23 protein-coding genes are annotated in these 21,204 nt (G+C 42.5%); 12 read left to right on the plus strand and 11 right to left on the minus strand.

Annotated features, from left to right (window positions below; translation table 11 throughout):
• Position 1: 1 nt before the first annotated feature.
• From HWQ40_RS07365 to HWQ40_RS07375, 3 genes are all read right to left on the minus strand, one after another.
• Positions 2 to 2,140 (minus strand): Rne/Rng family ribonuclease, encoded by a 2,139-nt coding sequence (locus HWQ40_RS07365; RefSeq protein ID WP_292776107.1) that lies wholly within the window; start codon positions 2,138 to 2,140, stop codon positions 2 to 4.
• 936 nt (positions 2,141 to 3,076) lie between these two features.
• A complete protein-coding gene (locus HWQ40_RS07370; protein WP_292776109.1) occupies positions 3,077 to 5,818 on the minus strand; it encodes a TIGR03960 family B12-binding radical SAM protein in 2,742 nt (913 codons plus the stop codon).
• Positions 5,819 to 5,966: 148 nt separating this feature from the next.
• Positions 5,967 to 6,296 carry an STAS domain-containing protein gene (locus HWQ40_RS07375; RefSeq protein ID WP_292776111.1) on the minus strand — a complete coding sequence of 110 codons (330 nt, stop codon included), beginning with the start codon at positions 6,294 to 6,296 and terminating at the stop codon, positions 5,967 to 5,969.
• Between the two features lie 471 nt (positions 6,297 to 6,767).
• Between HWQ40_RS07375 and HWQ40_RS07380 the strand changes: the two genes are divergently transcribed.
• On the plus strand, positions 6,768 to 6,968 hold the full coding sequence (locus HWQ40_RS07380; protein ID WP_094349495.1) for a hypothetical protein: 201 nt from the start codon (positions 6,768 to 6,770) through the stop codon (positions 6,966 to 6,968).
• Positions 6,969 to 7,331: 363 nt separating this feature from the next.
• Complete coding sequence (locus HWQ40_RS07385) at positions 7,332 to 7,487, plus strand: hypothetical protein (protein ID WP_334983131.1); 156 nt, start codon at positions 7,332 to 7,334, stop codon at positions 7,485 to 7,487.
• 165 nt (positions 7,488 to 7,652) lie between these two features.
• Here HWQ40_RS07385 and HWQ40_RS07390 read toward each other — a convergent pair whose 3' ends face one another.
• Positions 7,653 to 8,018 (minus strand): hypothetical protein, encoded by a 366-nt coding sequence (locus HWQ40_RS07390; RefSeq protein ID WP_292776394.1) that lies wholly within the window; start codon positions 8,016 to 8,018, stop codon positions 7,653 to 7,655.
• Between the two features lie 295 nt (positions 8,019 to 8,313).
• On the opposite strand from HWQ40_RS07390, the gene clpS reads away from it, so the two are divergent.
• From clpS to HWQ40_RS07415, 5 genes are all read left to right on the plus strand, one after another.
• A complete protein-coding gene (gene clpS / locus HWQ40_RS07395; protein ID WP_292776113.1) occupies positions 8,314 to 8,595 on the plus strand; it encodes an ATP-dependent Clp protease adapter ClpS in 282 nt (93 codons plus the stop codon).
• Positions 8,596 to 8,666: 71 nt separating this feature from the next.
• Positions 8,667 to 9,500, plus strand: a complete 834-nt coding sequence (locus HWQ40_RS07400; RefSeq protein ID WP_292776115.1) for a type II CAAX endopeptidase family protein — start codon at positions 8,667 to 8,669, stop codon at positions 9,498 to 9,500.
• Positions 9,497 to 10,525, plus strand: a complete 1,029-nt coding sequence (locus HWQ40_RS07405; RefSeq protein ID WP_292776117.1) for a pentapeptide repeat-containing protein — start codon at positions 9,497 to 9,499, stop codon at positions 10,523 to 10,525. The genes HWQ40_RS07400 and HWQ40_RS07405 overlap by 4 nt, the downstream gene beginning before the upstream one ends.
• The gene (locus HWQ40_RS07410; RefSeq protein WP_292776119.1) at positions 10,488 to 11,030 is read left to right on the plus strand and encodes a type IV pilin-like G/H family protein; all 543 of its coding nucleotides are present in this window, start codon (positions 10,488 to 10,490) and stop codon (positions 11,028 to 11,030) included. Before HWQ40_RS07405 ends, HWQ40_RS07410 begins: the two co-directional genes overlap by 38 nt.
• A gap of 25 nt (positions 11,031 to 11,055) precedes the next feature.
• Positions 11,056 to 11,304 carry a hypothetical protein gene (locus HWQ40_RS07415; RefSeq protein WP_292776121.1) on the plus strand — a complete coding sequence of 83 codons (249 nt, stop codon included), beginning with the start codon at positions 11,056 to 11,058 and terminating at the stop codon, positions 11,302 to 11,304.
• 70 nt (positions 11,305 to 11,374) lie between these two features.
• Here HWQ40_RS07415 and HWQ40_RS07420 read toward each other — a convergent pair whose 3' ends face one another.
• The 5 genes from HWQ40_RS07420 to HWQ40_RS07440 form a co-directional block, all read right to left on the minus strand.
• Complete coding sequence (locus HWQ40_RS07420) at positions 11,375 to 11,512, minus strand: hypothetical protein (RefSeq protein ID WP_292776123.1); 138 nt, start codon at positions 11,510 to 11,512, stop codon at positions 11,375 to 11,377.
• A 123-nt stretch (positions 11,513 to 11,635) separates the two neighbouring features.
• Complete coding sequence (locus HWQ40_RS07425) at positions 11,636 to 11,878, minus strand: hypothetical protein (protein ID WP_292776125.1); 243 nt, start codon at positions 11,876 to 11,878, stop codon at positions 11,636 to 11,638.
• 57 nt (positions 11,879 to 11,935) lie between these two features.
• Positions 11,936 to 12,574: a pentapeptide repeat-containing protein gene (locus tag HWQ40_RS07430; RefSeq protein ID WP_292776127.1), complete on the minus strand. Its 639-nt coding sequence runs from the start codon at positions 12,572 to 12,574 to the stop codon at positions 11,936 to 11,938.
• On the minus strand, positions 12,571 to 13,968 hold the full coding sequence (locus HWQ40_RS07435; protein ID WP_292776129.1) for a DICT sensory domain-containing protein: 1,398 nt from the start codon (positions 13,966 to 13,968) through the stop codon (positions 12,571 to 12,573). Before HWQ40_RS07435 ends, HWQ40_RS07430 begins: the two co-directional genes overlap by 4 nt.
• A gap of 87 nt (positions 13,969 to 14,055) precedes the next feature.
• Positions 14,056 to 15,648, minus strand: a complete 1,593-nt coding sequence (locus HWQ40_RS07440) for a photosystem II high light acclimation radical SAM protein (protein ID WP_292776131.1) — start codon at positions 15,646 to 15,648, stop codon at positions 14,056 to 14,058.
• A gap of 588 nt (positions 15,649 to 16,236) precedes the next feature.
• Here HWQ40_RS07440 and HWQ40_RS07445 point away from each other — a divergent pair.
• The 4 genes from HWQ40_RS07445 (at position 16,237) to HWQ40_RS07460 (ending at position 18,700) form a co-directional block, all read left to right on the plus strand.
• Positions 16,237 to 16,632, plus strand: a complete 396-nt coding sequence (locus HWQ40_RS07445; RefSeq protein WP_292776133.1) for a DUF1830 domain-containing protein — start codon at positions 16,237 to 16,239, stop codon at positions 16,630 to 16,632.
• A gap of 130 nt (positions 16,633 to 16,762) precedes the next feature.
• The gene (locus tag HWQ40_RS07450) at positions 16,763 to 17,224 is read left to right on the plus strand and encodes a DUF4079 domain-containing protein (protein ID WP_292776135.1); all 462 of its coding nucleotides are present in this window, start codon (positions 16,763 to 16,765) and stop codon (positions 17,222 to 17,224) included.
• A 68-nt stretch (positions 17,225 to 17,292) separates the two neighbouring features.
• The gene (locus HWQ40_RS07455; protein ID WP_292776137.1) at positions 17,293 to 17,859 is read left to right on the plus strand and encodes a hypothetical protein; all 567 of its coding nucleotides are present in this window, start codon (positions 17,293 to 17,295) and stop codon (positions 17,857 to 17,859) included.
• 22 nt (positions 17,860 to 17,881) lie between these two features.
• A complete protein-coding gene (locus HWQ40_RS07460; protein WP_292776397.1) occupies positions 17,882 to 18,700 on the plus strand; it encodes an ATP-binding cassette domain-containing protein in 819 nt (272 codons plus the stop codon).
• A gap of 89 nt (positions 18,701 to 18,789) precedes the next feature.
• Here HWQ40_RS07460 and HWQ40_RS07465 read toward each other — a convergent pair whose 3' ends face one another.
• Positions 18,790 to 19,563, minus strand: a complete 774-nt coding sequence (locus tag HWQ40_RS07465) for a response regulator transcription factor (RefSeq protein ID WP_094349507.1) — start codon at positions 19,561 to 19,563, stop codon at positions 18,790 to 18,792.
• A gap of 585 nt (positions 19,564 to 20,148) precedes the next feature.
• On the opposite strand from HWQ40_RS07465, the gene HWQ40_RS07470 reads away from it, so the two are divergent.
• Positions 20,149 to 20,397, plus strand: a complete 249-nt coding sequence (locus HWQ40_RS07470) for a DUF6761 family protein (protein ID WP_292776138.1) — start codon at positions 20,149 to 20,151, stop codon at positions 20,395 to 20,397.
• Positions 20,398 to 20,872: 475 nt separating this feature from the next.
• Here HWQ40_RS07470 and grxD read toward each other — a convergent pair whose 3' ends face one another.
• Positions 20,873 to 21,196, minus strand: a complete 324-nt coding sequence (gene grxD, locus HWQ40_RS07475) for a Grx4 family monothiol glutaredoxin (protein WP_292776140.1) — start codon at positions 21,194 to 21,196, stop codon at positions 20,873 to 20,875.
• Between the last annotated feature and the right edge of the window lie 8 nt (positions 21,197 to 21,204).

Below are 21,204 nucleotides of genomic sequence, written 5' to 3' on the forward strand. Positions count from 1 at the left end.
ATTAATTATCCTCGATCGCTGAGGAACGACGACGACGGCGACGGCTGGCAGTGGTGCTGCTATTAGCTTCGCTTTCATCTGCGATCTCGTTCGCGGCGGCTTTCGCAGATAAACGTCCCGAAGGATTCACAGTCAACTCCGATGGTTCAATCGTCTCTTCACTCAAAGATTTTTGTTCTGGCTCAATAACTTTTGGTGTCGGTATTTTGCTGGCAGTTATTTCAGGTGTTGCCTTTTGGGCAATAGTGATTATTTCAGGTGTTGGTTTTTGGACAATAGTTGATTCTGAGATTGATTCAATTGGGGTCGTTGGCTGTTGACCGGGCTGAATCACATTAATAATCACAGACTTGGTATTTTTAACCTCTTGCTCTAACTTCACCAAAGGAGATATTCCCATCAAGGCAAATATATCCTGTTCTTGAAGGCTCATTTCTACAGTTCTAATCTCCGGTGGTTCTACCACTGGCTTAACTGGTTCTGCCTTGATAATTTTAGTGCGCTCTACTCTTTCACTCCAGCCTGGTTTACCAAGAGTGGGTGAGGGAATTTCTGGTACAACTCCTAGTTCTGGTTCTACATCCAGGTCTAAATCTGGCTCGTTAACAAAAGCCAGGGGATTGGGAACAATCCGAGCTTCATCTTTCCCGTTTAACCCATTGACACCAATTCGACTGCGGCGAGTTCGGGTACGACGCTTATCATTAAGTTCTTGATAACTAGGATGATTAATCAGATTTAGGTTGCTCAATTCCGAGTCACTGTCAAATGCTTCCCCAAATCCATCATAGGTTTCTCGTGGTTCCGGGATGCGGGCAGACGGCTGACGTGGTTCTCGGTGAGGCAAGGATACAAAACGCTCGCGCTCTGGTGTCTCTGCCGGTATCGGTAATCGGTTTTCGATTTCTCCAGGCAGACGCACAGTATGTCCTAAACCGCCACAGGTGGGGCAAGTTTCACCAAACAATTCGTAAATATTTTGACCCTGACGTTTGCGGGTCAATTCTACTAAACCCAGTTCGGTGAGTTGGGCAATCTGGGGACGAGCTTTGTCTGCTTTAAGTGCTTTATTAAAGTGTTCGAGAACTTGTAGTTGGTCACGTCGTGATTCCATATCGATAAAATCAACGACGATCACTCCGGCGATATTTCGCAGGCGCAACTGGCGAGCAATTTCTGTTGCTGCTTCGCAGTTTGTCCACAAAACTGTTTCTCTAGCTGTTGCCGATCGCGTAAACGAACCTGAGTTAACATCGATTACGGTTAATGCCTCTGTCGGCTCGATAATAATGTAACCGCCAGAAGGTAGGTCTACTCTCGGTTTCAGAGCTTCTCGAATGGCAGCAGTGATCCGGAAGTACTCTAAAATTGGGGAGCGATCGCGATGATGGTCAATCAACAATCCCTGTGGTGTTTGACCACCACTCCAATTCTGCAAGTACTGTTTGACGCGCTTCAAACCAGTACTGGAATCCACGACAATCCGATTTACATCCGCGCCGTACATATCCCGCAATACACGCTGGATAAAGTCATCGTCCCGGTTGAGTAGTGCTGGAGCACGGGTGGAATGAGCTTCCTGCTGGATAGCCTCCCATTGCTTTTGCAGCAACTCCAAATCTTCCATAATCGCTTCTTCGGGTTTGCCTTCTGCTTCTGTACGCACAAGCAAACCCATTCCCGCCGGCTTGACCAAAATCGCCAGCGCTCGCAAGCGGTTGCGCTCACTTTCACTTTTAATCCGTCTGGATAAATTTACGCCCCTACCATAGGGCATCAGTACTACGTAGCGTCCGGGTAAGGTAATATTACCCGTGAGTCTAGGCCCTTTTGTCCCCGTTGGCTCTTTCATTACTTGCACCAAAACTTTCTGTTGTGGTGCTAGTAGTTCTGTAATTGCCGCTGCGGTACGCTTGAGCTTCAATGGCCCCAAGTCGGTGACGTGAATAAAACCGTTGCGCTCTGGGTCGCCAATATTGACAAAAGCCGCATCTATCCCAGGTAATACATTTTCTACTACTCCTAAGTAGATATCACCTATTTGATGATGACCCGTAGCAACAACGAGTTCCTGTATTTGATCTTCAGAAAAAACCGCAGCAATTTGGTGCTGCTCCGCGATGATAATTTGTTTTGGCATTCAATTTCCTCAAAAATTGGCAGCACTTACAGGTTTGAGGTTTGTTGTATCAAATCCGGTTAATTACTTAATAATTTAAAACTACCTGCGTCTTTGCGTCAGTTTTAATTACCAGTGTTTCTCGGTTTGATATTATACTTTCGCTGCCCTCGCAACCCTCAAAAGGCGCTACTGATAATAAAAATCGCAAATCTGAGCTTCTAAGTTAAATAGCTATTGGCGCTCTTAAGAGCGTTTCCACGGCTGATTATTCCAGAACTGCTGCATATCGTTTAAGCAATTAAATCAACCGTCCGTGGTTGATTTGTGATGCAATACTCTCAATCAAGAGAGTTCTGAGTTAAAAGTTCTAAATCCTGAGTTAGCATTTTAACTCAAGATGCTTTATTTGAGAGTAACCTACTGAATTCGTTAAGAAAAAGAAACTATTTCTATTTTCCATTCCCCGGATTTATCTTAGGGTTATACTCAGCAGCCCCAGTTGCTACCCTGCCTTGAGCCGCTCTAGCCTAAGACAAGCAGCGCTTTGCGCGTCTCGTGAACGTCTACAAGTCGGCATAACCGACAGCGGTTGCTTTAACTCTAAAAAAGTAATGCACTAGCTCTTGGGCACTACCTGGATTAGACATTCAGCAGTTGTTTAAAAAGCATGAATTTAGAGAACCTAACCGAGCCTGCTGTTAGTTACTGATTCACAAGGTAGCTATATAGAGAGTGTGCATTCTTTAATCTGCTTTTTGTTTGTCTAGGATAAAATCCTAGAAGTTGCACTCTAATATCTTTGCTTTTGCCCCCTGAATACCAGGGTAGTGAACCAGCTAATTCAATGCAGCGCCAGAAAATTTCTCTTCACCCTATTCTAACGCAACCTTGCTAAAAATCAATTCCTGTGAGCTGCCATCTTAGGACAACTACTAGCAAGTTGCCCTACAGAGATTATACCCCTAAAATTAGCCGATTGCGGTGGATGTGCAGGAGTTGAAATTCTACACCAGCCACTGTCTCTAGCATAAACAGGATTTGTTCGGGACGCAACAGCAAACCGTCCTGGCGATAGCTACCTAAATAACGGATTACAGATGACATAGATTCTGCAACGCTTTTGTGGGTTTCTACTAACTCCAGTTCAAATAAGCGATCGCGCAGATTTATTAACTGGCTCTTGCCTGATTTAGTTATTTGCTGGTACCAAAGTTCCTCTTTTGCTTTGATTGTATCAATCCAGTTTTGCCATTGTATGGGTGTTGTTTCTGCAAGTGCTGCTACAGTAATTAAATACTCTGCTGACTCTAGCAGTTGGGTAGCGGCACTAGCTTTTAAATCTATCTGCTCCACATTATATATAGGTATGTCTGTGGGCATTTCATGAGCCAACTTTTCTCGGAAAGTATCAACTTCCACTGGCACAGTTAACTCAAAATCTGCAATTTCACCGCTGCTAGTAGCCCCTAGAGCTAAAGCAGTTGCTAGAGAAATCCGTGGCATTGGGTGAAACCCACCAGTAAAAGCAATTGGTAAGCCTGCTCGCCGCACAACTCGGTCAAACAGACGGATTAAATCAAGATGGCTTATCAAAGCCATATTACCTTGTTTCCCAAACCAAACTCGCAGTCTTTGCGCCTTAGTTGTGTTGGGGACAAACTCGCCAGCAAATTTTGGGATGGCAGGTGATTCAATCACGACATTATGCCCAAAGTCGGTGCCACAGACGCCACAATGAGAACAACCTTCAAAAGAGCAGTCGGGTACAATTGCAGCTTCTAGAGCGCGTTGCAAGTCTTCTTGGAGCCACTTTTTGTCAATCCCGGTATCAATATGATCCCACGGTAGGGGAATATCGAGGGAGTGGGAAGAGACGCGATTAATCGCGTCTGTATTGGGGAGAGACGCGATTAATCGCGTCTGTACAGGAGTTAGGAGTTGGGTATTTTCTCCATCTTCTCTGCTCTTTTGGGCCTGTGCGTGAAACAAATTCCATTCGCCATTTTCTACTTGGCGGTATTTCCAATCTAAATCGGCTTGGGCGATCGCAGATCCCCAAGCACTAAAAGCTCGATCTAAATTTTCATACCAGGAATCCATACCTGCACCCAATTCCCAGGCACGGCGGACTACTTTGCTCAAATTGCGATCGCCTCGTCCCACAAAATCTTCCATTGCCGAAATGCGGACATCGGTAAAATTTACCTTCACTGCCTTGATTCGCCGGAATTCTTGCCGTAACAGGTTTTGTTTTCGCTTAAATTCAGTGGTAGAGACTGAGTGCCACTGGAATGGTGTATGGGGCTTGGGCGTAAAGTTAGAAATTGTCAAGTTAAAGTTTAGGGGTTTTCTACCCTTACCCCGACATTCTCGCTGTAGCCAGCTTACTGTTTCCGCAATGCCCAGAACGTCAACATCCGTTTCACCCGGCAAGCCAATCATAAAATACAACTTTATTTTATCCCAGCCTTGCTCCCAAGCGGTTTTTACTCCCCGCAACAATTCTTCATTCGTCAACCCCTTATTCACAATGTCTCGCATTCGCTGAGTTCCAGCTTCTGGAGCAAAAGTCAGGCCACCTTGGCGCGTACCTCCAAGGATGTTGGCAATATTCTCATCAAATCTGTCTACCCGTTGGCTTGGTAGAGTCAGAGAAATGTTTTCATTTTTTAAGCGATTTTTGATTTCCATCCCCACTGCTGGTAGGGACAAATAATCAGAACAACTCAGAGATAGTAGGGAAAACTCATTGTAACCAGTTGCCCGCATACCCTGTTCAATTGCTTCTACAACCTTATCGGGTTCTACATCCCGTGCTGGTCGAGTTAGCATTCCTGGCTGACAGAAGCGACAGCCACGAGTGCAACCACGCCGAATCTCAATGCTCAAGCGGTCATGAACAGTTTCTACATAGGGAACTAACCCGATGGAATATGCTGGTATGGGAGTTGCAACCCGTCGCAGAATTCGTTTTGGCACGTCTGGGCGACGAGGGTGAACTGAGCCATCCTCTGCCATGTCGTAAAACTGAGGGACATATACGCCTGGTATCTGTGCCAAATCCAGTAATATATCTTCCCGACTCAATCCTGCTTGTTTGCCTTCTTCCAATACCAAACCAATTTCTGCCAGCAGTTCTTCTCCATCTCCAAGGGCGATAAAGTCGAAGAAGTCGGCATAAGGCTCAGGATTTGATGTCGCTGTTTGCCCACCAGCGAAAATCAACGGAAATGAGGACTGGGTATCGGTAGATTCCCTGCCTTCCTGCTCCTCTGACCCTCTGCTTCCCTGCCTCTCTTGCCACGTCAAGGGAATTCCAGCCAAATTCAACATTTCGAGGATATTAGTTGCACCCAGCTCGTAACTGAGGCTAAAACCTAAAATGTCGAATTCTGTCAGCGATCGCTTTGACTCTACCGCAAACAATGGCGTATTAGTTTCGCGTAGTTTGGCTGCCAGGTCTTTTCCTGGGAGGTAGGCGCGATCACACAATTGACGCGGTTGGCCATTCAAGATGTTATAAAGGATGATGTGCCCTAAATTAGATGCACCGACTTCATATACTTCTGGGTAGGTTAAAACCCAACGTATTGCTGCCGTATCCCAAGGTTTGTGTACTGCTAACAGCTCGTTACCCAGGTAACGGGCTGGTTTTAAAATATCCGACGTTATTAATCTTTCAACTGCAACAACCACTGTGCTATCTTCTAGCTACCTTAATTACAGCTACCCAAGCCTAACATTAGCATTGAATTTGGTCTTCTAACAGAGTTTCTCGTTGCAACTTACAACTCCTTTACAAAAAGCCCGTTTATTGCGCGAACCTTTGTGCTTTTACATAAAGTTATGTTTGGGCCACTTCGGCTTCAGCATCTAATATTTCAAATACCCTATCGAGTTGCGTTAGCTCAAAAATAATTCTAATTTGTGGAGCAACAGCGCAAAGTCGGCAACTTCTTCCTAAAGTAAGAGCCAGCTTGTGTGTAGATAACAATGCCATCAACCCCGCGCTGTCTAACGATTCTACTGCTGCAAGGTCTACTACCAAGATGGAAATACCATTTTGCGCCAACGCTGTAGCCATATCTCGTTCAAATTCCAAGGCGTTTGCAGCATTTAAACACCCTTGGGGGTGAATGACTGCAATCTTGGGATAGTTAAGCACTGCCTGCATAGTTACATCCTATTAAGAATTTTGAAGCGTCAAGCTAAGGATTATTTGAACATAAACTCTATTTTGTTGCATCGACCATACGTCTTAGCTCTCTTTGCTGAATCTTTATTTCTTTAGTATGTCTGTTTAAAGATTGTTATAATTCCAGGTTAAAATGTGTTTATATATACTTTTTTTTTATGTCACTTCAAAAACAATCAACTATAGACGGCCATAGAGCAGACAAATTATCAGTAACTATGCTGAGAAACCTTGCTTAGTCTATAACTAAAGCTAATTTAGCCAAGTCTTAACGTTAGGTTAAATCTCCCACTTTAGCGTTGCTGATGGCATCCGGCAAAGTCATAGTGAATTATCTATCTAACTAATTAAATTGTGATATATATCACTAGCAAGTTAGTATTTGGATCACTCTTTATACTGAGGCTGATCTGGGATGATTAGTGTCATATTACGGTTGAATTATTACTTATGAGAACTCAATACGCTATTCGTAAATTGGTAGAAAAAGCTCTTGACATTAAAAAACTAACTCCTGAGATAGAGAATGAAATCAACTCAGAGTTGACGGAACTGGGTTATATTTCTGATGTTGATTACGAAGCCCTAGAATTATTAATGGCAGAGATGGATGCTGGACGAATCCAGTTGGTTCCTAGCCTGGGATTTTAAAATAATTCATAATGAGGCTCTCTACGAGACGCTGCGCGTAACTTGCTTCTCTGTAAGAGTACGCTGACTCGCTACCGCTACGAAGACAGTAATCACGCTCTCTACGATAAGTTGCCTGTAGTTTGCTTTCCTGTAAGGGTACGAGGACTCCCTAAGGTAATTGTAATTAAATTTAGCAGAGGGATATAAGGGCGATATAATTGCTAGTATTTTTCTATGAGGTTGATTATTTAAATACTTAAGGTGGCTTAAACTGTGCTAAAGAACCTCTACATTGTACATTCGTAGTAAATCGCCATACAGTTCGCTAAACGCCTAAAAAAATTCCTCCCAATCTGTTTGCTGAAATTGTCCACAAGCGGAATGAACTTGTTGCTAAGGGAGTTGATATCAATCAATCCAGACAAACTGACTTCTAGTCATATCCTCCAGGTGATGCATGAGGCGATTGACGAAGCTGCTAACCAAAATTATCCACCTTACCAAGGGACGAAAAAATTCCGGGTGCGAAGGATGTAACAATGGAATTTCACAGTCTTCAAGGCATGAAAGACGCTGGTATTCGTTACAGTTGAGGAAGAGACTGGGAATTAGGGACTGGGGACTAGGAATACAAAGAAGATAAGGAAGAATTATTAAACAAGTCTCTACGTTGTCTATTCCCCATGCCCAATGCCCAATGCCCTAATCCCTAATCTCCAACCCCTCTTGATATGCTTGCCAAAGTTGGTAAATAAATTGATTGAGTTGCTGCTTTGCGACTGAATCAGGTTCAGTTTTTGGTTCTTTCGCTAAAAGTTGGCTCAAGAAGGTAATTACTTCTGTATCTAATGCTGGGCGAAATAAATTGGCAGGCCAAAGTAAGTCAGATGCATCTCGCAAATCGGTAATTAGGGGTGATTCTTCTATGAAAGTAACCATTAATAAAGGACGCACCCAGCACAACTGGCGGGAAACTACAAATTGAATGACTTCTGCATACAGGTTCCTGTCGCCATACTCTAGAGACACAATTTGTCCCGGTTGAAGAAAATCTAGGCTCATGTCCATCTTGGGCAGGGGCAAGGATTATTTTGCTTGCAACTTCCTTAATCTTAAAAGTGAAAATGCGCTACGTTTAAGAAAAGCTTCTGTAAGATTAGGGTAGCACTCTTAGGGCAGCCATGTCTTAGATGTATGCCTTATCAAGTGGCTACGCAAAACTAATACAACCAATCCCTGCCAGCAAAGGGTTTTCCTAGCATAGTATCTGAGCAGAAATACTATAGAATAGGTAAACGACTGTTGAGCGATCGCTAGACAGAGATTTTGTTGTAGTGAAGTAACGAGAAAAGAGCAAAGAGCCGTGTCAGTTGAAACCATTGAAAAGCGTTCCACATCCCGCAAGCTCGCGCCTCGGTATCGCGTTTTGCTCCATAACGACGACTACAACTCTATGGAGCATGTTGTACAGTCACTAATAGCCACTGTACCTAGCCTTACCCAACCCCAAGCTGTGAGCATCATGATGGAAGCCCATACTAACGGGCTAGCTTTAGTCATTGCTTGCGCCCTGGAACACGCTGAGTTTTATTGCGAAACATTGAAAAGTCACGGTTTAAGTAGCACTATTGAACCTGATGAATAGTCATTAGTCATTGGTCATTGGTCATTAGTCGAAATTTAGAGTATTGACTGGTGTTTGATGACTTACTTGGTATGAAAGAAAACCTTGTCCGTTTAGCTGAACGCCCTGCCCCTATTAGGCTGGGTGCTTTTATTTTGACTTTATTGTTGCTATGGTTGCCATTAGCTACACCAATATACTTACTAGTGCATGATTCAAACTTAGAAAGTATATTGACATTGGTATTGTTATATGTAGTGTTTATTTTTCTCCTGAGATTATGGGGTAAATATGTCTACCAACAGCCCCAAATTCTGCGGCATTATGGTTTAGAATTCACGCGGCAAAATGGTGTAGATTTACTGCGTGGCTTGGCTCTGGGCATAATTAATATTCTGATACTTTTTGGGGTAGAAAGTTTGTTGGGTTGGTTGGTGTGGCAACAACCGAAAGTTTTTTTGCTGAAAGTGATTTTAGAGGGTTTACTTGTTGGCTTAGGTGTTGGATTTGCTGAGGAATTGTTATTCCGAGGCTGGTTGCTAGATGAATTACAACGAGATTACAGTCTGCGTGTGGCACTGTGGACAGATGCAACTGCGTTTGCTACATTGCACTTTATTAAACCCTTGGAGGCAATTATTCATACACTGCCGCAATTTCCAGCTTTACTACTGCTGGGATTAACGCAAGTATGGGGAAAGCGTTGGCGGAGGGGACGCTTGGGTTTTCCAATTGGTTTACATGGTGGTTTAGTTTGGGGTTACTACATTATTAATGTCGGTAAATTAGTGAAATATTCTGGTCAAGTTCCTGATTGGGTAACTGGTGTAAATAATAATCCCCTGCAAGGAGTGATGGGGGTGTTGTTAATGAGTGTACTAGCTTTGTGGATACGAGGGCGAACTGAGCGATCGCGCCATATATGAAAATCAAAATATTAATCGTATCAGCTTTATTACTTACTTTTCTTTCTAGTTGTAAAGATTGTCAGGCTAAAAAAACTTCAAATCCCGCTCATGTGAAGCAGTTGCTAACAACTAAAAAATGTCCCAAGTGTGATTTAGGTGGTGCTGATTTAACAAATGCTGATTTAGCTGGGGCAGATTTAAGAGAGGCTGAACTAACTAATGCTAAATTAGACGGAGCTAATATACAAGGGGCTGATTTAACTAAAGCTGAACTCAGATGGCGAGATGATGTTGGCGACAAAGGGAAAATGGGTATATCAGAAATTGGGGATGATTACTGTAATGTTACCTATGAGGCTTCATTCAAAGGAGCTAACTTGAGGGGAGCAAAACTTATTCAAACTGACTTATCAAGTTTGGATTTAAGCGAAGGTAATCTGAGTGATGCTGATTTGACTAATGCAAAACTAAACTGGGCAAAACTAAATAAAGTAAATTTAGAAAAAGCTAATTTAAATAATGCTTCCTTAGAGTCAGCAGAACTAGATTACGCTAATCTAAAAAAGGCAAATTTGCAGGGTGCGAATTTAGATAGTAGTAGCTTGTATCATGCAAATTTAGAAAAAGCTAATTTAAATAACGCTTCCTTAGAGTCAGCAGAACTAGATTACGCTAATCTAAAAAAGGCAAATATACAGGATGCAAATTTAAGTTTGAGTAGCTTGTATCATGCAAATCTAAAAGAAGCTAACCTTACAAGTGCCAATTTAGATCGCAGTTCACTTTTAGGTGCAAATCTGCAAAAAACACAGTTGATAAATGCTAATTTGCAAGGAGCTAAACTAAGCGATTATCTTATTGATACTAATATAAGTGGAGCTAACCTCAGCAGTGCTTCTCTAACAAGTCTTAATTTACAGAAGGTTATCTACGATTCTCATACTATTTGGCGTGGAGCCTCTTATAACGAGTTTACACAGTTCCCTAATGGATTTAATTCTCTAAATGAGCAAATGGAATTTAAAAGGCTTTCTCCTTTTTAATAATTTGTTATTTTCTAATATTATTTTAATGAACTTGCTTGTCGCTGGATGTGCTGAGATATATTCACCAGGTGATGAACCCCAATATGAGAAAATTGCAGAAGATAATATTATATCTATGATTCAGACTCAAAAAAACTACTTTTCAACCCATAAAAATTTCCTGAAACCACTTGATAAACCATTAAAATCAAATTCATCTTTTTTCAAAACTGAAAAATGTTATGGTTACTATACTAAAACTATTCCTGAAATTAATGGTACATCAACTGTAAACGGTATTTATATTTATGCAAGACAGGAAGCATGTGGTGGCAATTGGGGCATAGATTTGAGTTCTTATGTTGGTGGTGTTTTTGTCGTTCCTATTATTGATGCTAAAGAAATAAAAGTGGTAAGTATCTTATGTAAAAGTGCTGGGCCAGGATATGCACCCTTAAATCATCGACCATACTATACAAATGGTTTAGTAGATTGCCCTCCTGAAGCCAAAAAAGTATATTGAGAAACTGAATTATTTAAGAATAAAAATGATGACACAATTCAACACCATTAAACAGCAGCAAGCGCAAAGAATATTAGAACTATTTGCGATCGCACGTCAGCGATATTTAGATACAGGAGGAAATCCTCAACGCACTCCCAGCGGACTCAAGGAAGATGATTATATGACAGATGAGGAAAGGCAAGAAGCGTTGGTATTAGGAAGGCAAATTTTCTCACAAGAATATATTGATAATACAGCACGCAGCATCAAATATCCTCCTGTGGAAAGCTAGCCCATTCTTCACTACGGGCTAGATCAATTTTCTCTGTGGAAGGTGCATTTCCTAAATCAGCACATAGTCCTCACAAGGATTGGCGGGGAACGGTAGAGAGTTTATCTGTTAACTCCTGTTCTATATCAGTAGCAATTTGCTGGATCAAACGTACTTTGTCCACAGTTGAAAGCTGCTTTGCTAGTTTGATAACTTCTTGTAGACTCACAAATTTTTACCTGCTTCATCTGCAAAAATTTTAACAATAGCTAAGAATACTGCAAAACGGCGAAGCACTGACCTTCGGATTAGAATAAAAACGATCGCCATAATTCACCTTGCGCGATCGCACCTACGCCACATTTTTGACTGAGATAATTCCTTCACCACACCACTGAATCAGTAGCCATCTGTCAGAATCTTTATCCTGTGCTGGCTTAAGACGGAAATTAAAAACCTCTTGCCATACCTCTACGCCATACTGGGATACAAAATCTGCCTCCAGTTCTTTAAACTGTTCCCATTGCCGATTTGCGATCGCGCTCAACATGGGAATGATTGCGGTGATTGAGACTTGTGCGGCGACGGGTGTCATTCTGGGTAGTCCTCAAAAATACAAATAATCGGCATAGGTGGTTTTTTGGTGCAATGTTTACGCAAGCGTTTCTACTACTGTCCCCACCAAACACGCTTTATTCAAATTAACGCCGCTCAAATTTGCACCTTCTAACTCTGCACAGAGTAAATTCGCTCCCGTCAAATTCGCCCCCGCCAAATTCGCACCCCGCAAGTCAGCTTCTTCCAAGTTTGCTTCACTTAATAAAGCCCCTTGCAAATCTGTGCGACTCAAGTCTACACCTTTAAGATTTGCCCCAGTCAGGTTTGCACCGCGCAAGTCAGCACCGCGCAAGTCAACGCCTTGCAAGTTCACATTCATCAAATTGGCACCACTCAAGAAAGCACCGACCAATGACACATCACTGAGTCTGGCTCCCATCAAGTTAGCGCCACGCAAATTGCTACCCCGCAAGTCAGCGCCTGTTAAATCTGCTTGCATCAGGTTCGCTCCCATCAGGTTCGCCCGCAAGTCAGTTTGTTGGAGGTTGGCTCCCATCAAATTTGCCCCCTCTAAATGTCCACCTTCGAGCTTAGAACCAGCAAAATTAGTGCCGACAAGGGTAGCGCCAGCAAGATTAATCCTGCTTAAATCCAGTCGGGAGAGTTCCTCATCTTCTAAATTTGCCCCTGGAAGTTGTTTGAGTTTTCCTAATCTAATGGCTTCAATATTCATGTAAAGTAACTACCAATCTCTTCACTGATCTTGCTGTGGCTATCCCATTGGGAATCAAGTATCCAGATACCGGCGCTGAATTTGGGTGTCATCAAGGGTAAGTCGAGTCCCTGTTGTAAACCCATAACTAATAAAGCTAGGGTATCTACAAGTTTAGGGTCAAAGCGGGTAGATTGTTGCTGTTTGCACTCATCTAAAGCTTGAGTAAATATCTGTTCCCGACTTTGATTTGACAATTTTCGCTCATTGAGTCGCCACTGAAAGTCTGCCAATAATGCCAAAATTCTCGACTCTAGGGGAATTTCATCTCCAGCTAAACCTGCTGGTTCCCCTGTGCCATTCCACCACTCGGTTTGGTGAGTGATAATTTGGGCAACTGCTCGCAGTCGTGGCATAGTTCGCAATACTTGCGCCCCTGGTACTAAGGGACAAGTTAAGGGAGAACTGGGGGCATCTTCTTGATAGCGTGTGGATATACCGCCAGTGAGAACGCTTTCTGCTTTTTGTAATGGATCTATGCGATGTAACAAAGCCGCTAGCCGCAATCTCTTAATCTGCCATGCGGGAAGATCCAAAAGCTGGGCGATCGCCTCAGCAAGTACCACCACTTCCGCAGCTGCCATTGGATTATTGACATCTGCCATATCCATCAGTTGCGCCATTCGCAAAAAGGCTTGGATTTCGTTAGAAACCAAGTTGCGATCCAGCGTTTGTTTCTGAAGCGCTGTAGGGATGGATAAATTATCTTGCCCAGTCTGGAGGTAATCTACTACACGGGAGACAACTGCACCTAAATTTTGGGATCTGGCCATTGACGGTACAATTTGTTCTTTATCGGCTGTGAGCTTTTTTGCCAATTCTGGGTTGTATTTTTTAATGTGAGTGATCGCTATTTCTGCTGTCTCTTGAACTAACTCTGGCTCAAATGTCCACAAACCATAGAATTTGCGCTCTAAGTCTGATGTCGGTACTCCAGTGCTGCCATAATCAGCCTCAGATAATTCTTGACAAATTACCATTGCTGTATACTTAGGCGATAAAATAATTAAGTGCCACTCCTGCGCTACTGGATCGACTGCATCTAATGGCACTAAGTCTACATTGGGTAGCTGGCTGGTAGGATGTTCAGCAAAGCCAGATTCAGAGGCAGCCATGATGGCAATTTGGCGGCTACGCTGGGCGATGTCTGCATATCGTTGAGCTTCTTGTAGATACCATTTCCCTTGTTGGAAGGCTGTGATCACTAAGGGTATACCGTCATCGGTTAAGATATGGTCTTCAAGAGCGTGGCACAGGGCAACTAAGGTATTTTTGTAGTAAACACCGAATCGAATTGGCCTGGTGGTGTGGCGATGAGCTGCTTCGAGCTGTTGTAGGATTGAACCTTCTAACATGGGATTTGGTAAAAATAACCGCAGAGGCACTGAGTAAAAGAGGGGGAGAAATTCAGAATTCTGAATATCCCCATATCCTGGTGTTTTCTAGGATACACCCGCTAACTGTTTTTCTTTCGTCTCTAATGGTGCTGTCAGTGCTGCTTCTAAGTCAGCACAACCCAGCTTTTCTTCTAAGATTTTCATGACTTCGCGCCCGAAGTCGTTGGGGTTTTGTTGCCAAGCTTGCAAGCAGACTTCGCCGAAGAATGAACCAAGGGGTTCGGGATTCCAGAGAAGTTTTTTGGCTGTCCACGGCATCAAACTCATTGGATCATACCCTGGTTTGAGGATGCCTTCTTTGAAAGCGTATTCTTCTAAATGGGTATGGGGTTGTAGTCCAATAAAGAAGATTGCAGGTTCGACTTTATCAGCACCAAAAATCCGTTCTAGTTCGCGGTGGTAAGCGATGGTTTGGCGGATGGTTTCGGGACGTTCGTCAATAACGTTAAAGGAGTAGTTGACGGAAACTAAGTCGTTGAAACCAGCGGCTTTTAAGTCACGGCAGTTTTGCAAAACGGTTCGCAGGTTATACCCCATCCGCATTTTCCGCACAAGTTCTTGAGAACCACTGGTAATACCGATTTCAAAGTAGTTCATCCCGGTTTTCGCCATCAAGTCACACAATTCTGGTGTCAAATTGTCGGCTCTGATATATGCTGCCCAGTGGATATCTGTCATACCAGAATCGACGATTTTTTGCAATAATTCTATAGCATCAACGATAAATTTTTTCGCGGGGATGAATTGGGCATCGGTAAACCAGAAGTTGCGAATGCCGCGATCGTATAATTGGCGCATCTCAGCAACGACTTCATCTGCTGGGTTGATGCGTACTTGTTTGCCTTCGACGACGGTGTAGACGCAATAACAACAGTTGTGAGGACAACCACGCTTAGTTTGTACACCTATATAAAAGTCTTGCTCTTGCAGGTAATAGTTAAATTCCGGCCAGATGCTTTCTATATAGTCGTAGTTACAAGCTGTTTTTTCTATTGGGGTGGGTTGTTCGTGAATTAGCCGTTTTCGTGGTTGAGTTTCTCCGGCAATGTAACAGCGTTCATCTCGAAAATCTCTGCCACTTAAAAGTTTTTCCAGCAGGGTTTCGCCTTCACCCACAGAAATAATTGTCCCTTGGGGTAAGCTTTTACCCAATTGTTCGTAAAATACGCTGACTGCACCACCACCTACAACTACACGGGCATCAGAATTATATTTTTGAGCACGTTTCAAACCACGTTTGATTAAGCTCTGATTTTGCCACAATTCTACATAGTAAGCAATGAAAATTCGCAAACCGCCCAATCCCCCACGTAGTTTCAATAGAGGATTTTTGGCGTAGTAAAATTCAAAAGCGTTTTGCAGCGGGTTGCCACCACGTCCACCAACTGGGGCATAAATTTGAATATCCCGCCAAGAAAATACTAGTAGTGTCGGTTTAAATTCATCAATACAGCGATCCAGAGCCGAACTGTAATCTAAAGGTGGCACTGTTCCCAAATCAAAGATGCGCTGTTCAATATTAGGAAACTGCTTGTGGACATGATCGCTCAGGTAGACAACCCCAATAGGAAAGATGGGGTTACAAGGAAGGCGAACGTAAAGAATTCGATTTTCCATCATCTGTGTTTTAACTTCCATCTTGCCAATCTGTGGAGAAAGCGAGAGAAACATCCAGTCTTAAAGTGTGTACTTGTTTTATTTGGTTTTATTTATCACAATCGTGCTTGACATTTCAGCCGATTATTGATAGCAGCTACCCTGCCGTTAGCAACTGCGGAAAACACTAAAATTTCTATGCATAAAACATACATAGAATCTATAGAGAGCTTTATGAAGACATTTTTTCATATAGCTTTACCATAACATCGAGTTTATTCATTAAGCGATGATCCCTGCCGATTAATCCTGGGATAGATGAAACAGCAAAACTAACTTCCTCGCTATGCTAAAAGCAAGGGGATCGTTGTTATGTCAATTCCCTAACAATCTGCTTTAAGAGAATTTAAACTTTTATACCAGGAAAAATATCAAAAAATTTTATTTATAGTGTATAATTCCGAAAAAGGTGTGAATATTTACAAAATTTTCATAACTAAAAATATATCTTTAGACAGAAATAATCTACAACTACTCAGTTGGTATTCGCAGTTACAGCAACTGGGGATCAGTGGGTGCTAGGCTTGGCTAGTGTAATGTAAAATTGTGGCGTAAAGCTCCTCAGCAGTTATGGCTCAAATATTAGATCCTCTACCACCTGAGCAATCGGGAAAAATTCTCTGCTGCTACATTAATGCCACGAGCAAAATACAGGTAGCTCGCATCTCCAATATTCCCAATTGGTACTTTGAAAGGGTTGTTTTCCCTGGACAACGTTTAGTTTTTGAAGCTCCGCGAAAAGGTCAAGTGGAGATTCATACAGGGATGATGGCAAGTGCAATTTTATCCGATAAGATATCGTGCGATCGCCTGATGCTCGAAGAACCCAGTACTTATGAGTTTGATACAGACTCATCAGATGGAAAAGACCCTATTAATACCAAATTAATGGTGCAGCAAATTAATACAAAAATCGGAGATACTACAAAACCCTTGCAAATCCTTGGTTTAGCCTCGGTTGATTAAAAAAAACATTTTATCTAAATTTAAGGGTTGCTAATTCAGCAGCCCTTTTTGTTTATTATTTATTGGGCATGGGGCATTGGTTATTCTCCTTGTTTCTCTTGTCGCCCTGATCTCATTTACAATCAATCTTATGAATCTGCCTTCATTTCTTTGGTTGTGGAAAATAGCGGCCTGGTCGATGGGATTATCCCTGCTGGCATATCTAATGTTAGCAATCACCGGCGTTTGGATGTTTCGGGCGAGAACTTCGCAGCAATTCCCTTTTATTACCCCATTTATGGGCGGAAATAAAGGGGTGCGATCGCTCCACTACACAATGGGCATCAGCATGGTAAGTTTAGTGCTACTATTGCTAGCGATCGGTATTGTTGGCACTTTCGGGCACTTTGGATCTTTAGGTCACTCGTCACACCTAATAGCTGGATTAATAGTGGTAGCACTAGTTTTACTGTCTGCTTTCAGTGCCACTCAAATTAGTGTCAGACGACCTTGGGCTAGACCCTTACACATTGGCGTAAATATTATTCTGTTTGTAGGATTTGCCTGGGTATCCCTTACTGGTTGGATTGTAGTGCAGAAGTATTTACCGTGAACTACCACACACCAACCACCAGGGACATAGACCTACCCTACAATGAAGAAAAGCATTGTAATTGAGCCGTGACAGCAAACTCAGCCAATATCTCAACTTATGTTTTTCGTCTGTCTCCTTTGATTCGGATAACGTTGCTGACTCTATACATAGCACTCACAGTCCCATTACCCTTCTTATCGCAGGTAACAGCTGCACCCGTATCTCCAGAATTATTGTGGATAGGGATTGGCATCGGTTTAGTTGCCTTGTACGCGGTATTAACTGAACAAGTAATGGTAGATGACGAGGGAATTCAGGTTACTTACCCCGCCTGGGTGCCTCGCTTTTTTCGTAAAGGCTGGTCTTTACCTTGGTCACAAGTCAAAGAGTTAAAACCCCGCACCACTGGTCAAGGAGGGCTAGTTTATTACTTCCTCAGCCACGATGGGAAAGCTTATTTACTACCGATGCGTGTAGCTGGATTTGCCCGTTTGGTGCAAATTGTCCAAGCAAAGACGAGCATTGACACCACAGATGTTCGCCCTTTAGCACAGCCCTGGATGTACCTGATTTTACTGGGATGTACACTGCTGTTACTATTAGTCGATGGCTGGGCGATCGCGACAGCCCTAACTACCAGACAATTAACTTAAAATTGGGCATGGGGCATTGGTTATTTCTCCCCAATCCCTACTCCCTACTCCCCATTCCCCACTCCTCTTGAATACAGCAAAAGCCACACTTAGGCTAGAGCAAGTTAATCTGTTTACAAAGCTGAAAACCCAACTTCCTGGCAATCAGCAAGGATACCCTATATTGCAGGATATTTCCTTAGAGGTATTCCAGGGCGAACGCATTGCCATTGTAGGGCCAGTAGGCGCTGGGAAAACTTCGTTATTACATCTCCTCAACCGCCTAATTGAACCCACGAGTGGTAAGCTCTATCTAGAAAATCAAGAATATCGCCAAATTCCTGTCATCCAACTACGCCAGATGATTGTACTTGTATTGCAAGAGTCAAAGCTGTTGGGCATGACAGTTGGGCAAGCTTTGGCTTATCCTTTGGTTTTGCGTGGTTTGTCCAAACAGACAATTCAGGAACGAGTCAATTACTGGACAGAACAACTGCACATTCCTAATGAATGGTTAGGGCGAACAGAGGTGCAACTTTCTGCGGGAGAACGACAACTAGTAGCGATCGCCCGTGCCTTAGTCATCCAGCCTAAAATATTATTATTAGACGAACCAACCTCTGCCTTAGATGCTGGTACAGCTTCTCATCTAATGCAAGTCCTAATCCAGTTGAGTCAAACTCATCAAACCACGATTCTGATGGTAAATCACCAATTGGAACTAGCCCAGATGTTTTGCACTCGGTTATTACACCTACAACAAGGTCATTTATTCGCAAATCAAAGAGCCTCAGAGATAGACTGGATTGAATTACGAAAAAGCCTGATTCAAGCAGCAGTTCTAGACGATTTTGGATTTTAAATTTTGGATGAGACAGGAATCAGGAATCGTTTTCTTACTCCCCCTCACCCCAATGCCCAATGCCCAATGCCCAATGCCCAATGGCCCATTCACACTTGACTACTAGTAAGTGTTGAACGTTGATTATTAAATCTCTCTCTAGCTAACTTTGTTGTCTGTGACTGTGAAATATTGGTATTCAAAATTTCCATGTTAAAACGGTATCCAACATTGCGGATAGTTTGAATCAAATTGGGTTGTCGGGGATCGAGTTCAACCTTTTTCCGCAGCGATAAAACGTGAGTATCAATAGTACGAGGGTTATCAATCGCATCAGGCCAAGCACGACGCAGCAATTCCGATCTACTTAGAGGTACTCCTCCAGCTTGTGCTAAAACATACAGCAAACTAAATTCCTGGGGCGTTAAGTCAATAAACTCCCCTTGGAAGCGGACACGACGCTGAACTAAATCGATTTGCAAAGTGCCATAATCCAAATAAGCTGGTGCCGTAGGTGTGCGCTTCCGACGAATCAGTGCCTCTACTCGTGCCAAAAACTCTTGCATCCCAAAAGGTTTGCTCAGGTAATCATCTGCACCCGCCTTTAAACCTGCGACGATATCAGCTTCACTATTACGGGCAGATAACATTAAGATTAGAGGCTGCTGCTGACGATGCAACCAACGACAAAACTCAATGCCATCACCATCAGGCAGGTCTGCATCCAAAACTACCAGTGTTGGTTGATGGCTTAAAAATACTTCCCTTGCTTGATAAATACTGGCAGCTTGATGCACGCGGTATTCCAGTTGTTGCAAGTGCCAACCCAACAACGACCTCAGATGGGGATTCCCCTCAATGATTTCTATACAAACCGAACCCACGGTGGCAAGACCCCTTAGCGTCGATGACTTTCAAAGTAACAAGCCCATCTCTAAGGTTTTGTAGCCTTTGTTACTTCAATTGCGATTAACTTTACATTTCCTAATAAAATGAGTGGCAATATCTTTAATTTATGCCTTGCCAATAGGCAATTAGAAATATTATTAAATTTTTATTAAATTTCTCGAAAGTGTTGTTAGACTTATGAAAAGTTCTTTTAGCTTAACATTTTGCTTTTAGATGGGTGTTATGTGGCAAATATCTAGAACCCAACCAGCTAACCACTACTACAACAGTTTTTCAACCTGATGATAAAAGTCGGTTTTTTCGCAAAAATTTAGTGCTTCTATCCAGGAATATAACATCAATACAATTGGGCTGTTGATTATGAAAATCAAAAAAAATAACTTAGCAGCTAACTAGAATCGATGTTTTCTGGAATAGGATTAAAGTAGCTTGTAGCTGCTATGAGGGTAATACCCAAAGTAGATGTGTTGACTTTGAGTTTATGCCAAAGTGAAATTACACTTCACTTTTTAGCGTGAATCATTTACAATTCTCATTCCAAAGAGATTAATACAGCAGTTATGCTCCAAGACACACAAACCATCCGCTATTACCAAAGACTCACCGACGCCTTCGTCGAGTTATGGAATCGCGGTTATCGCACGGATGATATGCGGATGTATTTGGATGGATATCTAGCCGCACTGCGACATAGCAACGTCATTGAACCTTTTCTGATTCATCGCCTAGAAGAGGAAGCCAGCCGCTTCTTGTACGATGGGTCGAACTTTGCAGTCCCGCAACCACAGCCACAAGCCGATTACTACTAAGTACCATTTACCTGGTCATTGATAGTAACCGTTAATTACCGCAGGTAATTATAGCATATTATCTGTATTGGTCAACGGGTTGTCGTGGTGTGAAATTTTGGAGATATTGTATTGATTAAACGCATCCCCTCAGTCTTATATTGGTTTTGCCAATACGACTGAGGGGATTGTTGACTAGTTGAAATCAAGCCCAATATACAGCTGTTTTCTTTTGCATGAGGTACAAAGCCACTGCTTTTGAGGCAGAAGGCAAGAGTTAGAAACATCTTTATATCTGATGTGTGAGTCCTGGACTTTGTACCTCACTTACTTGCAAACTGCTGTATATAAAGTATTTTTGTCAGAAACCGATTAAAAAACCCTTGAAAGAGCAAAGAAATAGTATCTCTCCTTTCAAGGATATAAAAAACGGCAGATTGCCTTGATTGCGAAGCGCAAATTCAGTAGCATACCCTTTAGTTTGGGTAAAGAGAGATTACGAAGCTAATGCTACTTCTACCTTTTCCTGCAATTCACCTTTTTGGTACAGTTCAATCAAGATGTCAGAACCACCAACGAATTCACCATTGATATATACTTGGGGAATTGTCGGCCAGCTAGAGTATTCTTTAATACCTTGACGAATTTCAGGATCTGATAGAACGTCAACTGTCTCAAAGGGAACTCCCAAGGTATTGAGAATCTGCACAACGTTGTTGGAGAAACCACATTGGGGCATTAACTTGTTTCCCTTCATGAAAACTAAAATCTTGTTTTCTTGTAGCAAGCTATCAATTTTGTCTTTGAGTTCTGGTGTCATGGTATTTG

The organism is Nostoc sp. NMS9 (genome assembly GCF_017114995.1).
In the GTDB taxonomy this organism is placed as follows: Bacteria; Cyanobacteriota; Cyanobacteriia; order Cyanobacteriales; family Nostocaceae; genus Nostoc.